Origin of the sequence: Pseudoalteromonas sp. FUC4 (assembly GCF_008370255.1) — a bacterium.
Lineage (GTDB): Bacteria > Pseudomonadota > Gammaproteobacteria > Enterobacterales > Alteromonadaceae > Pseudoalteromonas.
The window spans coordinates 1-17250 of the sequence record NZ_SEUI01000008.1 but is presented as its reverse complement, the minus strand read 5'-3'; the positions used below and the strand labels follow the sequence as shown (position 1 = coordinate 17250).

The 17250-nt window shown below is 41.8% G+C and carries 13 protein-coding genes and 1 rRNA gene; 7 read left to right on the top strand and 7 right to left on the bottom strand.

All coding sequences use genetic code 11. The features are described 5' to 3' along the window. Window positions 1-172 precede the first annotated feature (172 nt). From EU510_RS18090 to EU510_RS18080, 3 genes are all read left to right on the top strand, one after another. Complete coding sequence (locus tag EU510_RS18090; protein WP_007580429.1) at window positions 173-382, top strand: cold-shock protein; 210 nt, start codon at window positions 173-175, stop codon at window positions 380-382. Window positions 383-614: 232 nt separating this feature from the next. After that, on the top strand, window positions 615-863 hold the full coding sequence (locus tag EU510_RS18085) for a DUF3297 family protein (protein WP_002963088.1): 249 nt from the start codon (window positions 615-617) through the stop codon (window positions 861-863). A gap of 167 nt (window positions 864-1030) precedes the next feature. Then, the gene (locus EU510_RS18080) at window positions 1031-1933 is read left to right on the top strand and encodes a homocysteine S-methyltransferase family protein (RefSeq protein ID WP_149594610.1); all 903 of its coding nucleotides are present in this window, start codon (window positions 1031-1033) and stop codon (window positions 1931-1933) included. 21 nt (window positions 1934-1954) lie between these two features. On the opposite strand, the gene EU510_RS18075 is transcribed toward EU510_RS18080, so the two are convergent. Then, window positions 1955-2791 (bottom strand): alpha/beta hydrolase, encoded by an 837-nt coding sequence (locus EU510_RS18075; RefSeq protein ID WP_149594609.1) that lies wholly within the window; start codon window positions 2789-2791, stop codon window positions 1955-1957. A 136-nt stretch (window positions 2792-2927) separates the two neighbouring features. Further along, window positions 2928-3344, bottom strand: a complete 417-nt coding sequence (locus tag EU510_RS18070) for a MerC domain-containing protein (protein WP_138540492.1) — start codon at window positions 3342-3344, stop codon at window positions 2928-2930. Window positions 3345-3485: 141 nt separating this feature from the next. Here EU510_RS18070 and EU510_RS18065 point away from each other — a divergent pair, with 141 nt between their 5' ends. From EU510_RS18065 to EU510_RS18055, 3 genes are all read left to right on the top strand, one after another. Further along, window positions 3486-5891 carry a TonB-dependent receptor gene (locus EU510_RS18065; RefSeq protein WP_149594608.1) on the top strand — a complete coding sequence of 802 codons (2406 nt, stop codon included), beginning with the start codon at window positions 3486-3488 and terminating at the stop codon, window positions 5889-5891. A gap of 32 nt (window positions 5892-5923) precedes the next feature. Further along, window positions 5924-7321 (top strand): 5-methyltetrahydrofolate--homocysteine methyltransferase, encoded by a 1398-nt coding sequence (locus EU510_RS18060; RefSeq protein WP_149594607.1) that lies wholly within the window; start codon window positions 5924-5926, stop codon window positions 7319-7321. Between the two features lie 156 nt (window positions 7322-7477). Continuing rightward, window positions 7478-10696 carry a S41 family peptidase gene (locus EU510_RS18055; protein WP_149594606.1) on the top strand — a complete coding sequence of 1073 codons (3219 nt, stop codon included), beginning with the start codon at window positions 7478-7480 and terminating at the stop codon, window positions 10694-10696. A gap of 100 nt (window positions 10697-10796) precedes the next feature. Here the strand turns inward: EU510_RS18055 and EU510_RS18050 are convergent, their stop codons facing one another. The 4 genes from EU510_RS18050 to EU510_RS18035 form a co-directional block, all read right to left on the bottom strand. Continuing rightward, window positions 10797-12098 carry a DEAD/DEAH box helicase gene (locus tag EU510_RS18050; protein WP_149594605.1) on the bottom strand — a complete coding sequence of 434 codons (1302 nt, stop codon included), beginning with the start codon at window positions 12096-12098 and terminating at the stop codon, window positions 10797-10799. A 159-nt stretch (window positions 12099-12257) separates the two neighbouring features. After that, the gene (locus EU510_RS18045; protein WP_149594604.1) at window positions 12258-13448 is read right to left on the bottom strand and encodes an alpha/beta hydrolase-fold protein; all 1191 of its coding nucleotides are present in this window, start codon (window positions 13446-13448) and stop codon (window positions 12258-12260) included. Between the two features lie 112 nt (window positions 13449-13560). Continuing rightward, window positions 13561-15381 carry a glutamine--fructose-6-phosphate transaminase (isomerizing) gene (gene glmS, locus EU510_RS18040; RefSeq protein WP_149594603.1) on the bottom strand — a complete coding sequence of 607 codons (1821 nt, stop codon included), beginning with the start codon at window positions 15379-15381 and terminating at the stop codon, window positions 13561-13563. A 38-nt stretch (window positions 15382-15419) separates the two neighbouring features. Further along, window positions 15420-16184: a DeoR/GlpR family DNA-binding transcription regulator gene (locus EU510_RS18035; protein ID WP_149594602.1), complete on the bottom strand. Its 765-nt coding sequence runs from the start codon at window positions 16182-16184 to the stop codon at window positions 15420-15422. A gap of 153 nt (window positions 16185-16337) precedes the next feature. On the opposite strand from EU510_RS18035, the gene EU510_RS18030 reads away from it, so the two are divergent. Continuing rightward, entirely contained in the window at window positions 16338-16865 is a 528-nt protein-coding gene (locus EU510_RS18030; protein WP_149594601.1) for a sugar O-acetyltransferase, read from the top strand. Window positions 16866-17014: 149 nt separating this feature from the next. Here the strand turns inward: EU510_RS18030 and rrf are convergent. Further along, window positions 17015-17129, bottom strand: a 5S ribosomal RNA gene (gene rrf / locus EU510_RS18025). Window positions 17130-17250: the final 121 nt, after the last annotated feature.

The window sequence follows — 17250 nt, the reverse complement described above, 5'->3', positions numbered from 1 at the left end:
TGGGTTAGCGATAACCCATTTTGAATACTAGTTTGAAAGAAGTTCTGTTTTATTTGTTAGTACCCCGTTGTTTTAGTAATAATCCCACGCGATATCCTCAAGTTAACTATTTTTTCCGGCTCAATCGCCTCTTTTCAGGCACACTTATATTAATTTTTTTAGGATACATATTATGTCTAATACAACTACTGGTTCAGTAAAATGGTTTAACGAAGCAAAAGGTTTTGGTTTCATCGAGCAAGAATCTGGCGCAGACGTTTTTGCACATTTCAGCGCAATCTCTGGCGACGGTTTCAAAACTTTAGCTGAAGGCCAACGTGTACAGTTTACTGTTACTCAAGGTCAAAAAGGCCCACAAGCCGAGAACATTGTTAGCATCTAATTGCTACACAATTTAGTGGGTTAGAGATAACCCATTAATATATTTACCTTTATAATTTTTTAATCAAATATCTTCAAAATCCCCTTCTATACATATTTTCCAAGCGCAATCTCATTTGTATCCGCAACTCATTAATTAGTGCATTTTTAAACACATTTACTACTATCTCTCTTGAGCGAAAGCTTTGTATTGCCTACAATAGCGCATACTTCATTCAATATAGAATATGACCATGAACGACACTACCGCAAAACCTGCTTTACCAGATCGCCTTTCTATTAATCCACGCAGCCCACATCATGTGGAAGAAGTTTTTGAACACGATATTGGTATCACGTTCAACGGCAAAGAGCGTTTTGATGTTGAAGAGTACTGCATCAGCGAAGGTTGGATAAAGTTTGCATCTCCAAAAGGGCTTGATCGTCGCGGTCAACCACTTTTACTTACAAGAAAAGGCACTGTTGAAGCCTTTTATAAGTAAGCTAATAATACCTACTAAAAAAGCGACACCTTATTGGGTAGTCGCTTTTTTTGTGCTCTTTTAATAGGTTGAGCTTTTTTCATGTAAATAGTGATGAAGTTTCATTATGATTTTATAAAAAACATGGTTGAATACCGCCATATTGTACAGATACACAAAGGCTTGTTATGAATAAACTCACTATTTTAGATGGCGGCATGGGACGCGAGCTTAAGCGCATAGGCGCGCCGTTTACACAGCCTCTATGGAGTGCACAAGCTCTAATAGAAGCCCCACATTTTGTAACGCAGGCTCACCAAGGTTTTATAGATGCAGGCGCTGAAATAATTACCGTTAATAGTTATGCCTGCGTGCCCTTTCATTTAGGTGAAGCGCTATACCAAGCACAAGGCGCAGCCCTTGCACAGCAAGCGGCCGTTATTGCAAAAGAAGTCGCTCAAAGCGCTAAACAAAATGTAATAGTAGCAGGTTCATTACCACCCGCATTTGGCTCTTACCGCCCTGAACTATTTGAAAGCGAGCGCGCATTTACTATTTTAGATACGCTATATAAAGCGCAAGACGAGTATATAGATTTATGGATTGGCGAAACCATATCGAGCATTGAAGAAGCGCACGTTATGGCAAGCGTACTTAAAGGCTCAAACAAGCTATGTTATTACGCATTTACCTTAAATGATGAAGTAAGCGAGCAAGCTAAACTTCGCTCTGGTGAACTGGTAAGTGACGCAGTAGCGGCTTTGCTTGAACAAAATGTTGCTGGTATTTTCTTTAATTGCTCAATTCCTGAGGTTATAGAGCAAGCCTTTAGCGATACCAACGCGGTATTAGCCAAGCAAAATAAAAGCGTTATTTTAGGCGCTTTTGCTAATGGCTTTACACCTATAGCGCGCGACTACAAAGCCAACGAAGGGTCGCAAGCGTATCGCGATATTTCGCCTTTAGAATACTTAGACTTTGCTAAAAAGTGGCACAGCCAGGGTGCAAGCATTATCGGCGGCTGCTGTGGTATTGGCCCAGAGTTTATTGAAGTACTGGCAAACTGGAAACAAGATCTCGAAAGCGCTTAAGCTTTTAGGGCTTTTTAAATATTAGGGCTTATTTGCTGTTACCCAATCAAGCCCTTGTATCGCTGTTGTTGGAAATGCGGTTGCATGGCTCGCCCCTTCAATAACAACGCTTTTTAATTCAACATTGTCACTGCTAAGTTCATTAATTTTTTGCGTTAATTGCTTTGCCCCTTCCACCATATTTTGCCCTTCACCAAAGCTTGGGGTTTCCTTTGCTCCCACAGATATATAAACCTTTGTAGGCACTTTAGGTTTATGTGCTTGTAGCGCTAAAATTGCGTTATTATTAAACCAAACTGATGGGCTGCCAATAATATAATTGTTAAATAAATCGGGCATCGTAAATAAAATAGTGGCGCCAAATAACCCGCCTAAAGAGTTACCTATATAGGTTTTATGTGTGCTACTTGCTCGGTAGGTATTTTCTATGTATGGCAGCACAGTATTTTTTAAAAACAGCGCATGGTTTTGAGCGTTACCGGTTTGTTTTTTCCAGCTTTGAGCCTTATTTGGTGTGTAGTCTCTAATTCGGCTATTAGACCCTTTGGAGCCTTTTTCGTAGCTAATGGCCACAATAATAGCCTGCTGCATTTTTCCGCTATTCATAGGATACCGCGTGGCACCTGCCACAATAGGAAACGTATACGGCGCGTCGGTTAAATAAATAACTGGATATATTTTTTCAGGGTGCTTTTTATATGACTTAGGAAGCTGAATAAAAACAGGGTATATCCGATTGGTCACGGGCTCAGTGAGCTCAATAACGCTGCTTCTAGGGATTTGGTACGGAGTATTTGCGCTTAATTTAAAACACATTAAAACGCAAAGTAACAGCAGGGATTTTAAAGCAGTATTCATTAACCTAAGCCAAGCATAATAAACCAATATTAGATGATTACTTTAACTCACTTTTAGCTTTAGGCTATTAAAAAATTTAAACACTAGGGCATTAATTTAAAGTGCTACACGTTAGTTGTTTGTAGCACTAACACCGCTAAGCTACCTGATCAGATTCATCGCCTGAACACGGGCAATTATCATCATTTTGTTTAAGGCATTGTTGGTAATTAAACCAATGAGCCACAGCAATAAACGCTGAGCCTATTAAGGTTAGCGCTTTTTCGGCTATTTCATGCCCTAGCAATACCGCACATATCATAAAAGACAGCCCAATAACGCCGCAGGCCATATAACGCTTACGCTTATGCTTTTTACAGCCTAAGCTCAATGCTAATAAACTGGTGGGTAATACCGCTGCAAGAATCCATAAATGAAATTGTTCACTATCTATTTGCAGTACAGCAAAGCTTGGCAATAGCGCTAAAATAACCGGGGTTGCAAAACAATGTACTGTACACATTAACGATAAACCAATCGCCATACGATCCATAACACTTTGACTCGACTTCATTATTTCCTCTACTAAATTAGTGCCTCTACCCAAAAGCGTTACCTTTAAGGAGACATTTTAGTAACAATAGTTAATTGCTATTGATACATTATAACATTTCTCGCATAATTGATATAATATAACATATAACAAGGTAGTCAAATGAAACCTAGATCACAATTAGCTGTTCTCATCGCAGCTTTATTACCAGCAAGTGTGCTGGCATCCACAATTGAAGGCGTTGTTTTAAACAATCAAGGTAAAATAGTTACCAATGCAACTATAGAAGTTGAAGGCTCAGACCTTAAAGTCACCACCGACGAAAACGGTAAATTTGTTATAGCAGAGCTAAACAATGGCTTAAAAGAACTTCACGTTGTAGCCCCTGGCTATGCGCACCTTCATCGCGATATAACAATAACGAATGATGAAAACCAATCGGTTACGTTTAATTTAAAGCGCTCGCCTATTGAAGTTATTGATATTGAAGCAACCCCTATTCATATGTCGGCAATGGAATCTGCCTCACCAGTTAGCGTTTTATCTGGCGAACAACTAAGACGACAACAATCTGCAACACTTGGCGACAGCCTTGAAAAACTCCCAGGCGTTAATACTAACTTTCACGGTAAAGTAGCCAGTACACCAATTATTCGTGGTTTAAGCGGCCCGCGTGTACTCATTACTCAAAATGGCCTTGATGTAAGCGATGTGTCGCGCGTTGGCCCTGATCACTCTGTTGCATCAGAAGCCTCTACCGCACAACAAATTGAAGTATTACGCGGCCCAGCAACACTGTTTTATGGTAGCGGAGCGATTGGTGGTGTGGTTAATGTAGTAGATAGCCGTGTACCAACCGACAGCACAACACGCGGCGAGTGGAACGTAGAACATAACTCGGTAGATAACCAAAAAGTAGCCTCGTTTAATGCCACCACAGGCACAGACTCGGTGGCTTTTTACGCCGATGCATTTTGGCGTGAGGCCGACGACTACGAGGTGCCTGTAGCTGCCGATATAGATAGCGATGGTGAAAGCCATAGTGGCGATTACACTGTTGAAAACAGTAATGAAGAGTCTGACGGTTTTACTGTTGGCGCTAGCTATTTAATGGATAACGGATTTATTGGCTTAGCAGTAGAGCAATTTAATCGTCAATACGGCATTCCAGGCCATACGCACGGCGAGGAAGAAGAGGAAGAACACAGCGACGAAGAAGAAAGCGTATTTGCTGATTTAGAACAAACTAAGGTGCAATTATTAGGTGAGTACAACCTAGATAATAAATGGTTAAACAAAGTAAACCTGCGCGTTGGCCATACCGACTACGAACACGCTGAAATTGAAGGTGGCGCTGTAGGCACCACATTTAAAAACGAAACAAATGAATTACGTATAGACCTACTACATAACCAGTTTAGCGAGTGGAATGGCGGCATTAGCTTTCATTACAAACAAAGCGATGTTGAAGCACAAGGTGAAGAGGCCTTTACGCCTCCATCAGAAACCGAAAGCTTTGCTGTAGCACTAATGGAAGAAAGACACTTTGGTGATTTTTTAGTGCAAGTAGGTGGGCGGATAGAGCGTGTAACTATTGAAGCAGGCGACGTGTTACTGCCAAATATTGACGCTCACGCACACGATGAAGCAGAAGAAGCCGACGAACACGACCACGAAGAAAGTGCAGAAATTACCCGCGTATTTGACGTAGAGCATGAATTTACACCTATCAGTTTATCGGCAGGCGTAGTATGGGATTTTACACCTAACTATAACTTAGGCCTTTCGGTATCGCGCTCTGAACGTGCGCCTTCTGCCTCTGAATTGTTATCGTTTGGGCCACATATTGGTACTGGCACTTACGAAGTAGGTGCACTATTTGATTTAGATGAAGACGGCCATTTGGGTTTATCTGATCAAGCAATTGATTTGGAAACAGCCAATAATATCGATTTAACCCTGCGTAAAACCCAAGGTGATGTTGGCTTTATTTTAAATGCCTTTTACAACCAAGTAGATAATTACTATTACCAAATAGACACCGGTTTATTCGCCGAAAGTGGCCACGACCATGGCGATGAAGAAGAAGGCGTTGACGAGCACGACCATTCATCAGAACTGCCGGTTTATTTATTTAAAACAGACGACGTAATTTTACACGGGTTTGAAGCGCAAATTGCGTGGCAATTAACTGATGAGTTTAAAGTAGATTTATTCTCAGATTACGTTCGTGCACGCCTTAAAAACGGCGGCGATTTACCCCGTACTCCACCGCTTCGTTTTGGTAGCGAGCTAAGCTATCAAACAGATAAACTCAGTGCGCATATTCACGTTACTCGCTATCAAAAGCAAGACCGCACAGCCCCACAAGAAACAGCCACAGAGGGTTACACATTGGTTGATGTAAGCATCTCTTACGACCTTTCAGTATTAAACCAAGATATGTCTGTGTACCTACGAGGTACCAACTTAACAGATACAGAGGCACGCGTGCACAGCTCGTTTGTAAAAGATATAGCGCCACGTCCAGGACGTAGTTTTGCGCTAGGTATTCGCGGTTATTTTTAAGCGTTAAAAAATTATAATTAAAGGAAATAAACATGAAAAAACTATATCAATTAAAGCTTATTGCACTGGCAATTAGCACTACATTTATTACAGCTTGTGGTGATGCAGAAACCAACATTGTGGAACAAGATCCTATTGTTGTAGAAGATGAACACGATCACGACGATGATGATGATCACGACCATGACGACGGCTATACCATAAGCTCACTTGGCAGACTTGCCGTACTGGCTGGGGATAGCAACGAAGCGAGCTTTTTTGATTTAGACGATAACGCACTGCTTGATACGTTTGTATTAAACGATGAGTCAAATACGTTGTCGGCTTCGCCTGACTTTCGTTACGCTGTAATTACAAACCGAACTCAAGATTACCTAGGGTTTATAGACGGCGGTATGTGGCGCGAAGATCACGGTGAGCACTTGCATGATTACGAGCAAGGCCCTGCATTTAGTAGCTACGAGCTAACAAGTGGCAGCCGCCCTACACACTTAATGACACACGACGGGCAATTAGCCATATTTTACGATGGCGATGCAGATTCAGGTGCGCCAGCTTCGGTTGAAGTATTAACTGATAGCGATATCACTAACGCAACGCCAACACTCCCTGGTATTAGCTACGATATAAATATGCACGGTGTAGCAGAGCCACGAGGAGAGCATTTGCTATCAACTATTCGTCGCGACGATGCAGATAACACATCGGTTGCTAAAGTACTGCCAGATCAAGTAGGTGTTTATCACTTTCATGATGGTGAATACGAGCTAGAACAGACCTTAGAAGTTACGTGTCCTGATTTACACGGTGCAGCACAAAATCACGACTATGTTGTATTTGGTTGTGGTGATGGTGTGCTAATAGCTCACCAACAAGATGATGTATACGAAGCACAAAAAGTAGCAAACATAGAAGCGGTAGGCACTGAACGCATTGGTACTTTATATGGCCACGAAAATAGCGACACTATTTTTGGTGTTGCCGCAGGGCACGATGGCAGTGGCTCAGTATTACTGAGTATTCATCCTGAAAATGCCGAAATGGAAGAAGTAGAATGGCAACTAGCCGATGGCGCAAGTGCTGTATCTTATTCTTTTTCAGCCAGTGGTGAACACTTTTTAGTGCTCGACAGCTTAGGCTTTTTAAATGTACTTACGGGGCATGACCATGATGGCGAAATGCACTGGGAACTTGCAGGCCAAGTTGATATTACCGAACAAGATGTATCAACCATGCCTGAAGGTATGAGCTTTAGCATGACGGTGGCTCAAAATGGTGAGTTTGCTTATGTTGCTGACCCTATTGCTCAGCACGTTGTGCAAGTACACCTTGAAGACTTAGAAATTGAAAGTGAACTAGAGTTAACTTTTCCACCAGCAGGCTTAACATGGTTAGGTATTGCTGAGGTTGAAGATGAACACGACCATTAATTTTATGCGCTAAATAAAGAGCATTTACACAAAGGTTGGCAGCTTAATGCCAACCTTTTTTATTCACATTTTGTAACAGACCTTTTATCACAAGTGCATCGCTATTTATAACCTGATTGTTATGATGTAACCGCTTTTAATATAGGATGTAATCCCATGAAAAAAATAACAACCTTAGCACTCTTGGCTGCGGTTATCGCACCGGGTGTATCTGCTTATGAAACTAAAGACACACGCTTACTGCGCTTTCCGGATATTCATAACCAAAACGTGACCTTTGTTTACAGCGGCGATATTTATATTGCTGATACGCAAACAGGCGCAAGTAAACGTTTAACCGATCATATTGGTTTTGAAACCTTTCCTAAATTTTCTCCTGACGGTAAACGCATTGCATTTTCAGCCGAATATAACGGCAGCCGCCAAATTTATGTAATTAACAGCGACGGCTCAGGTCTTAAGCAACTTACCTACTATAACGATGTTGGCCCAATGCCACCGCGTGGTGGTTTTGATTACCGCGTTTTAGATTGGACAGCCGATGGCAAAAATGTAGTATTTAGAGCAAACCGTACACCGTGGGGCAAACGTATGGGTCGCCCTTATATGGTCCCAGCCGACGGTGGCCTTGAGCAGCCTTTAGCTATTCCAGAAACTGGCGGCGGTATGCTTTCCCCTGATGGTAGCAAGTATGTTTACACGCCCATCGACCGTGAGTTTCGCACCTGGAAACGCACCCGTGGCGGGCGCGCGCAAGATGTATGGATTTACGATTTAGAAAATAACACTTCAGAGCAACTTACCACTAACCGCGCTACCGACCAGCAACCGACCTGGGTTGGCGAGAACATTTATTTTGTATCTGATCGTGATTACACACTAAACCTTTACCAATACCGCAAAGGCAGTGAGCCTAAAAAGCTCACTAATTATAAAAACTTTGACGTACTTTGGCCCTCAGCAGGCCCTAATGCAGTTGTGTATGAAAACGGCGGTTACTTATATCGCTTTGACGCAAAAACACAAAAAAGCACTAAGCTGAGCATTAACATTGCAGGTGTGCGCCAATACGCTATGCCTTACAGCAAAAATGTAAGCGACTTTATTGATTCTATGTCGATTTCTCACGATGGCAAACGTGCTGTATTTACAGCCCGTGGCGAGCTATTTAGTGTACCTGTTAAACAAGGCCCTACGCGTAACTTATCGTACACACAAAAGAGCCGTGAAATAGACGCAAGCTGGTCGCCAAATGGGCGTTACATTGCTTACATGAGTGATGAAACTGGCGAGTACGAAATTTACTTAAAAGATCGCAGTAAAAATAATGCCATTAAACAACTCACTAGTAATGGCACTATTTGGCGCTTTACACCTATTTGGTCACCCGATAGCTCAAAATTATTGTTTGCAGATAAAAACAACACACTGTGGTGGTTAAATGCAAAATCGGGCAAGCAACATAAAATAGACACCGGCATTTACGACGAAGACGGCATTACTCAATATACGTGGTCACCTAACAGCCAAGATATTGTGTATGTTAAAAATAACGAAAACCGTTATGCCTCACTGTGGCACTACAACCTTAAAAAAGAAAAGGTAACGCGCTTAACAGACGAGATGAGTAACGAGCAAAACCCAACCTTTTCGCCAGATGGGCAATACCTTTACTTTAGCTCTGAGCGCGACTTTAACCTTACGTTTAGCAGCTACGAGTTTGATTACATGTTTAACCGTGCCACCCGTATTTATGCGGCCGCAGTAAACGACAGTGTTAAACCGCTTATTGCCTTACAAAGTGACGAAACCACGATTGTAAAAGACGATGACGACGAAAAAGAAGACGACAAAAAAGTTAAAAACGCACTGCAAAGTAGCGACTTTATGCAGCGTGTTACCGCACTTAACGCACCAGCGGGCAATTACCGTGGCTTAACCGCAGTAAAAGACGGCGTACTTATGCTTGCTAATGGCGCATTGCAACTTATAGGTACCGAGCACGACAGTAAACTAGAAACCGTAGCCAAAGATGTAAGCACATATACTGTTTCTAGCAACGCTGAACATATTTTAGTAAAAGCCGGTCACGACTTTAGCTTAATAGAACCTAAGCCAAAGCAAGACCTAAACGCTAATAAGCTAGATTTAAGCAAAATGACGCTTAAAATTAACCCGCAAGCTGAGTGGCAACAAATGTATGTAGAAGGTTGGCGCACACTGCGCGACTGGTTCTACGACGAAAACCACCACGGTCAAGATTGGGATGCTATTTTAGCTAAATACCAGCCTATGGCTGATGCCATTAGCCATCGTAGCGACCTTGATTACGTATTGAGTGAAATTGCCGGCGAAATTAACTCAGGTCATATTTACGTGCAATCGGGCGATATGCCAAAAGCCGAACGTAAAAACCACGGTTTATTAGGCGCTAAGCTTGCAAGCGATCCATCGGGTTACGTAAAAATAGAGCAAATCTTCAAAGGTGAAAACTGGCATGACGATTTCCGCTCACCACTGGGGACTACAGGCGTAAAAGCCCATAACGGCGATTACATAATTGCGGTTAATGGACGCTCGGTTAAAGACGTTGCTAACTTTTACGAACTACTTGAGAACACTCAAGGTGAGCAAGTTGAGCTGGTGCTAAACAGCAAACCGCGTAGCAAAGGCGCGTGGCAAGTAACTGTAAAACCAGTAGCCAGTGAGCAAGGCCTACGTTATTTAGATTGGGTTAACTCGCGTGCAGCCTACGTTAATAAGCTATCAAATGGGCGTATTGGCTATGTACACCTGCCAAATACCGCGTATGAAGGTAATCGCGCCATGTTTAAAAATTACATGCCGCAAACCACTAAAGACGCCATGATTATTGATGACCGATACAACGGTGGTGGCTTTATTCCTGAGCACATGATCACGTGGCTTGCGCGTAAACCACTTAACTATTGGAAACGCCGAGGCACCGAGCCCACTAAAACACCACAATTTGCACATGACGGTCCTAAAGCAATGCTAATTAACGGCTATTCAAGCTCAGGCGGTGATGCAATTCCTTACTACTTCCGCCAAGCGGGTTTAGGTAAGTTAATTGGTACGCGTACGTGGGGTGGCTTAATTGGTATTTCTGGTAACCCAAGCCTTGTAGATGGCGGGCAAGTCATTGCGGCTACATTCCGTATTTTAGATACTCAAGGTAACTGGATTATAGAAAACGAAGGCGTTGCACCTGATATTAAAGTGGTTGACCGCCCAGAACTTATTTATAAAGGCCAAGATCCATCAATAGAGCGTGCAGTACAAGAGTTATTAAAAGAGCTTAAAGAAAACCCTAAGCAACCTTTAGTAGTGCCACCAGCACCTGCTGATTTTTAATTTGCTGTATAACAAAATAAACTAGAGCCAACAAAAAACCCTGCATATTTTGCAGGGTTTTTTAATGACTTAGATTTAATGACTTATATAGTATTAAGTCTTACCTTTTTCTCCAACCGCTCCATACGTCATCTTCTAGGTCAGCCTTATTTTTTTTCTTTTTCTTACCTGTGCCTTCAGGCTTTGCCATTGGCTTGTCGTTTTTAAGCGCAAGGGCCGCATCAAGATTTGCTTGGTTTACCGCAAAACCTGTTACTTCCTCACGCTCTAAGCGAAGTTTGTTTTTCTTCTCGATTATTTTAAAGTGATGAAAATCTTCGTAATCAATTAACGATAACGCTAGGCCAACTTCACCGGCACGGCCGCTTCGACCAATACGGTGCATGTAATCAGCGGGGCTGCGCGGTAAGTTAAAGTTAATAACAACAGGCAGTTTTGCAATATCTAAACCACGGGCTGCAATATCGGTGGCAATAAGTACTTCTATTTCACCGGCTTTAAATTTTTCAATTACGCGAGTACGCTCACTTTGGCCTTTATCACCATGAAATACCTGTGCGTTAATACCACGTTTTTCAAGCTTACCTGCTAAGTGCTCACAGTCTTTTTTAGCGTTTACAAAAATAAGCGCTTGGCGCCATTTATGCGCTTTAATTAAATGCGCTAAAACCGTAGTTTTTTCGCCTTTATTAACGCTAAATACGCGCTGTACTAAGGTGCTTTCGTCTTTACTTTGAACTTGTATTTCAACAGGATTATTGAGCAGCTCTTGCGTTAATTGAGTGACTTGCTCTGGGAATGTAGCTGAAAACAACATAGTTTGTTTTTTAGCAGGCATAAGCGCTAATAACTCAGCAAGCTCTTCGGTAAAACCAAGGCTTAGCATGCGGTCGGCTTCATCAAGCACAAGTGTAGTTACATTATCGAGCTTAATCGCGTTGCTTGAGATTAAATCGAGCAAACGACCAGGCGTTGCAACAATAATATCGGCGCCGCCGCGTAGAGCCTGCATTTGTGTATTAACCGACACACCACCAAATACCGCCACCGTTTTAATCGCGCCATTAAAATTTGCAGAATACGATTTAACGCTATCGGCCACCTGCGTTGCAAGCTCGCGAGTAGGTACTAAAATAAGCCCTGTTACAAAGTTGCCTTTGCTGGCTGTGCTTTTACTACCTTGTTCAACGAACATTTTTTGTAGCATTGGCAGCGCAAAAGTTGCTGTTTTACCTGAGCCCGTATTTGCCCCTGCAATTAAATCACTTCCCGCCAAAATACTTGGAATTGCTTGTGCCTGAATAGGTGTAGGTTGTGTGTATTCAAGATCAGACAATCGAGCAATTAGCTCTGGAATTAGGCCAAGTTCGTTGAAATTACTAGGATTTGCGGCTGAGGTCATAAAATGTGCGGGCTCATTACTAAAATAGCCTTCAATTTTAGCGTATTTATTACCCGTTAAGTAGGGGTTAGTGATTTTAATGTCGTTTTAGAAAAAGAGAAAAGCTGTTACTCCCTTTTCTCTTTAAATATATAACAATCGAGTTGGATTAAAAAGTGGTTATGTATCGTCTTTGCCTAAAGCTATTTGTAGTTTAGCTTTTGTTTCTTTTAAGTAATTTATATAAGGGTATGAGTCGTCTGCAATCGCTAAAGCAGATTCCATCTGTTCAAGCGCTTGGCGAGTATCACCCTGCATTTCATAGCCATAAGATAAGGCTGAAAACGCATCGACTGATTTTGGGTGGTTTTTTATATTGTACTTAAACACCTCAATAGCACGGGTAAACTGCTTGCTGCCCGTTAAGTTATAACCGAGTGATCTAACAGCGCGATCCGGTGGCCCAATTTGCTCGCCCCATTGCTGAGATAGTGTTTGATAATAAGCATCAATAGAGGCTGCATCGTCAGTTAAATCATTTATGGACATTTGTTTAGGCAAAAATAAGTTGTGATAGGCATTAAATGCCCCAGCAACCGAAGTCAGGTTATGTGAGACATCATCAAACGCATCACTAGAGAAGCGTAACCCTCGTACTTTATGCGATTGCAGTGATTGCTGTAATTCATCGTACCTTTCACGCATTATGCCGGCTTCTTCGCCAATATTGATATAAACGTAGTTATTCAGGTCTTTCGTTTTAGCTATAAACGATTTTGTACTTTTTACCGATGCGCCATAGTTCCACCAAACCGCAGGACTATAAGCAATGTGCGCTTGAAATAGTTCAGGGTTTGCCTGCAACACGTATAGCGCAAATACACCACCAGCAGATGCGCCAGAAATCACTTTATAGTCATGTGTGCGATAGTTCTTATTAACTAAAGGTATGAGCTCTTGTTCAAAGAACGCTAAAAACTTTGCTGCACCGCCCCCTTCACCAACTGGGCCTTGTGGCTCTTTATTCACTGTAGGATAGAAATCTCTGAGTCGATTAGTACTTTCAACAGCGACAATAATAACCTCAGGCGCACGATTATCATTTTGTAAGCGCTCAATAACAGCACTGGCAAGCGGTATATTACCCGCTCCATCTAAGCGATATATAATTGGATAGACTTTGTTTGAATTAGCTTGGTAACTCTTTGGAAGCTGGACTACAACGGTACGTAGCTCATTTAAAATTACTGAATTGATTGTATGTGTTTCTTGTGTATAGCTAATGGTTTGCTGTTTTAAATCAGGCTCTGCAAGTGTGTTATTAGAAACTATAAATAAGCTACATATAAAAACAGCGGTTAATAAACGCATTACTAATCCTTTAGAAAATAGTGTGTTATTTAATCTAACAGGCTTTGAGGTACAAAAAAAGGCGCATTAAGCGCCTTTTTATCTTTAACAGGTAATTACCAACCTTTTGATTTTACTCAACAGTAACAGATTTAGCTAAGTTACGTGGTTGGTCAACATCAGTACCTTTAATTACTGCTACGTAGTACGACAGTAACTGCAATGGCAGTGTGTAAACAATTGGCGCAATAATGTCGTCAGTGTGGTTTACGTTAATAACACGCATTGTGTCGTCTGACTCAAAGTGTGAATCTTTATCTGCGAATACGTAAATAATGCCGCCACGTGCGCGTACTTCTTCTACGTTTGATTTAAGCTTTTCTAGCAATTCGTTATTTGGTGCTACAACAATAATTGGCATGTCGGCATCAATAAGTGCTAATGGGCCGTGTTTTAGCTCGCCCGCTGCGTAGGCTTCTGCGTGAATGTACGAAATCTCTTTGAGCTTAAGCGCACCTTCCATTGCAATTGGGTATTGCGAACCACGGCCTAAAAACAGTGAGTGGTGCTTGTCGGCAAACTCTTCTGCAAGGTCTGCAATGCCATCAGCTAGTAGCAATGTTTCTTCTAACTTAGCTGGAAGTACTTTTATAGCATTTACAATAGCACTTTGATCAAGGCCTTTTTCTTGCGCGATAGACGCAGTAAGCATTAACAAACCAACTAATTGTGTAGTAAACGCTTTAGTAGAAGCTACGCCAATTTCAGCGCCCGCTTTGGTCATAAACGCTAGGTCTGATTCGCGTACAAGCGATGAGCCAGGTACGTTACAAATGGTCATTGATGCCATGTAACCTTGCTCTTTAGCTAGGCGTAATGCAGCTAGCGTATCGGCTGTTTCACCCGATTGTGAAATGGTAACAAGTAGGCTGTTTTCGTGCACATACGATTGGCGGTAACGGAACTCAGAGGCAATCTCAACATTACAGCTAACGCCTGCAAATTGCTCAAGCCAGTAACGGGCAACCATACCTGAATGGTATGACGTACCACAGGCGATAATTTGTACGTGTTTTACGTCTTTAAATATTTGCTGAGCGCTGTCGCCAAAGGCATCTATTGCTACGCGGTCGTCGTTTAAACGTCCTTCAAGGGTATTACGTACTGCAAGTGGCTGCTCGTAAATTTCTTTTAGCATGTAGTGGCGGTAGTCGCCTTTACCTGAGGCATCTTGGGTGATGTTTGATTCAATCACTTCACGTTCTACAGCGTTGCCATTTTCATCAAAAATTTCAACAGTGTCACGTGTAATGCGGGCTACATCACCTTCTTCTAAAAAGATGAAGCTACGAGTAACTGGTAATAGTGCTAACTGATCAGAGGCAATAAAGTTTTCACCAAGGCCTAAACCAATAACAAGAGGGCTACCTGAACGTGCTACGATAATTTCGTTGTCGTTGTCTTTATCAAATACAACCGTGCCAAACGCACCTTCAAATTGCTTAACAGCTGCTTGTACTGCAGCAAGTAAACTAGTGTGCTGCTTACGAAGCTTATGAATTAAGTGCACCATTACTTCGGTATCGGTTTCAGATAGGAACTCGTAACCTTCTTCTTTAAGCGATGCGCGCAGGCTTGCGTGGTTTTCAATTATACCGTTATGCACAAGTGCTAACTGGTTGTTTGATACATGCGGGTGTGCGTTTTCTTCAGTAACGCTACCGTGTGTTGCCCAGCGTGTGTGTGCAATACCTGTATGACCGCTAACGCCTGCTTTCTCAAGTGCAGCTTCTACGTTTACTACTTTACCTACTGCTTTAACAGTATTAAGTGTGTTGCCATCAAGCAATGCTACGCCTGCTGAATCATAACCACGGTATTCAAGACGTTTAAGGCCTTCAACTAAAATTTTGTTTACTGGACGTTCTGCAACTGCCCCAACTATTCCACACATAGTGTCTCCATTAATTTTAAATGCTTGCTACTAAGTAGCTATTCCATAATCTCTGCGCAAATTAGTTTTACACCACACGCCTCAATTGCTTTGCGTTTATCTTCTGCTAAGCCATTGTCGGTTATTAATGTGGTTACTATTTTCCACGGTAATTCTAAATTTGGTATTTTTCGGCCAATCTTATCTGATTCAACCATTACAATTACTTCACGAGCGGCTTTTGCCATTACTTGGCTCAAACCAACTAACTCATTAAACGTAGTAGTGCCGCGTTTTACGTCTATACCATCCGCACCAATAAATAGCTGATCAAAGTCGTAAGAGCATAATACGTTTTCGGCAACTTGCCCCTGAAATGACTCAGAATGTGGATCCCAGGTTCCACCGGTCATCAAAAGTGTTGGCTCGTTCTCGAGTGCTAATAAACGACTTGCTACTTTAATTGCATTGGTCATTACAACTAACCCGCGCTTATTTGCAAGCTCAGGGATCATGGCGGCCGTAGTACGCCCGCTATCAATAATAATGCGGTTATGATCTTTTATAAGCGTTGCTGCTGCTTTAGCTATAGCCACTTTGCGCTTAGAGTCTATTTCATCGCTAACAATTTCTTTAGGCAGCGCAATAGCCCCCCCATAGCGGCGAAGTAATAAACCACTTTTTTCAAGCGAGGTTAAATCTTTGCGAATGGTTACTTCAGATGTTTGAAACTGCTGTGCTAACTTTTCAACAGCGACTTCACCTAATTCATTAACTTGAACCAGTATATTGTGACGACGCTGCTGTGTGTTTCGTTTAGTCATAGAGCTCGTGAATTAAGTTTCGTTTCGAAAGTTATGCAATTTTAAACGAAACTAGTTAAATGGCAAGTGAACGAACAAAAATAAAGCAGCTTTCAACGAGTAATAATAAAGGTAAAATACACTCAGCAATAATTAACCTAATTAAAGACCTTAATGCAGCCATTTAATAGCATAAATAAAGAGCTTTTAGCCCTACGTAAACAAACAGGCGAAGTATGTCGTCTATTCAATAAAAGCCCGAGCAAAGGCAATTTAAAACGTATTAAAGAATTGCTCGCTCAATGCGGTGAAGGGGTAATTATAGAATCAGGTTTTCATTGCGATTACGGTAATCAAATTGTTATTGGTGATCGTACTTTTATGAATATTAATTGCACACTTCTCGACTCGCCATTAGCCAATCACTCAATCACCATTGGTGATGACTGCTTAATAGGCCCGAACGTTCAGCTTTTAGCTGTGTCACATGCTACTAATCCAGCAGAAAGGCTTAATAAGGAAAACTTTGCAGGCCCTATCGCGTTAGGCAATAACGTATGGATTGGCGCAGGCGCTATTATTTTAGCGGGTGTTAGTATTGGTGAAAATAGTATTGTAGGTGCAGGTGCTGTCGTTACTAAAAACGTAATGGCTAATACCGTGGTAGCGGGTAACCCAGCTCGTGAAATAAGAACATTATAGCTATTACCGATGTTATCTTTTCGTCGGGAGTCGCTACGCCCGACCTACGAGATGTGTGTTGTGTGAGTGGATGTTAATTGCGCGTATTTCACTTTTCTGCAGACGTAAAAAAGCCCGACTCTTTCGAATCGGGCTTTCTACAATTTGAAGCCTGGTAATGTCCTACTTTCACATAGCAAATGCTACACTATCATCGGCGCTGTTTCGTTTCACTACTGAGTTCGGCATGGGATCAGGTGGGTCCAAAACGCTATTGTCACCAAGCAAATTTGGTTGTCAGTTCGTATTTCTACGCACTAACTGAATTTGGAAAATATCTGATAATATTTTTTAAGTCTTTCAGTAAATATCTACTTTAGTCATATTAACTTCTGTCAAACTGTCG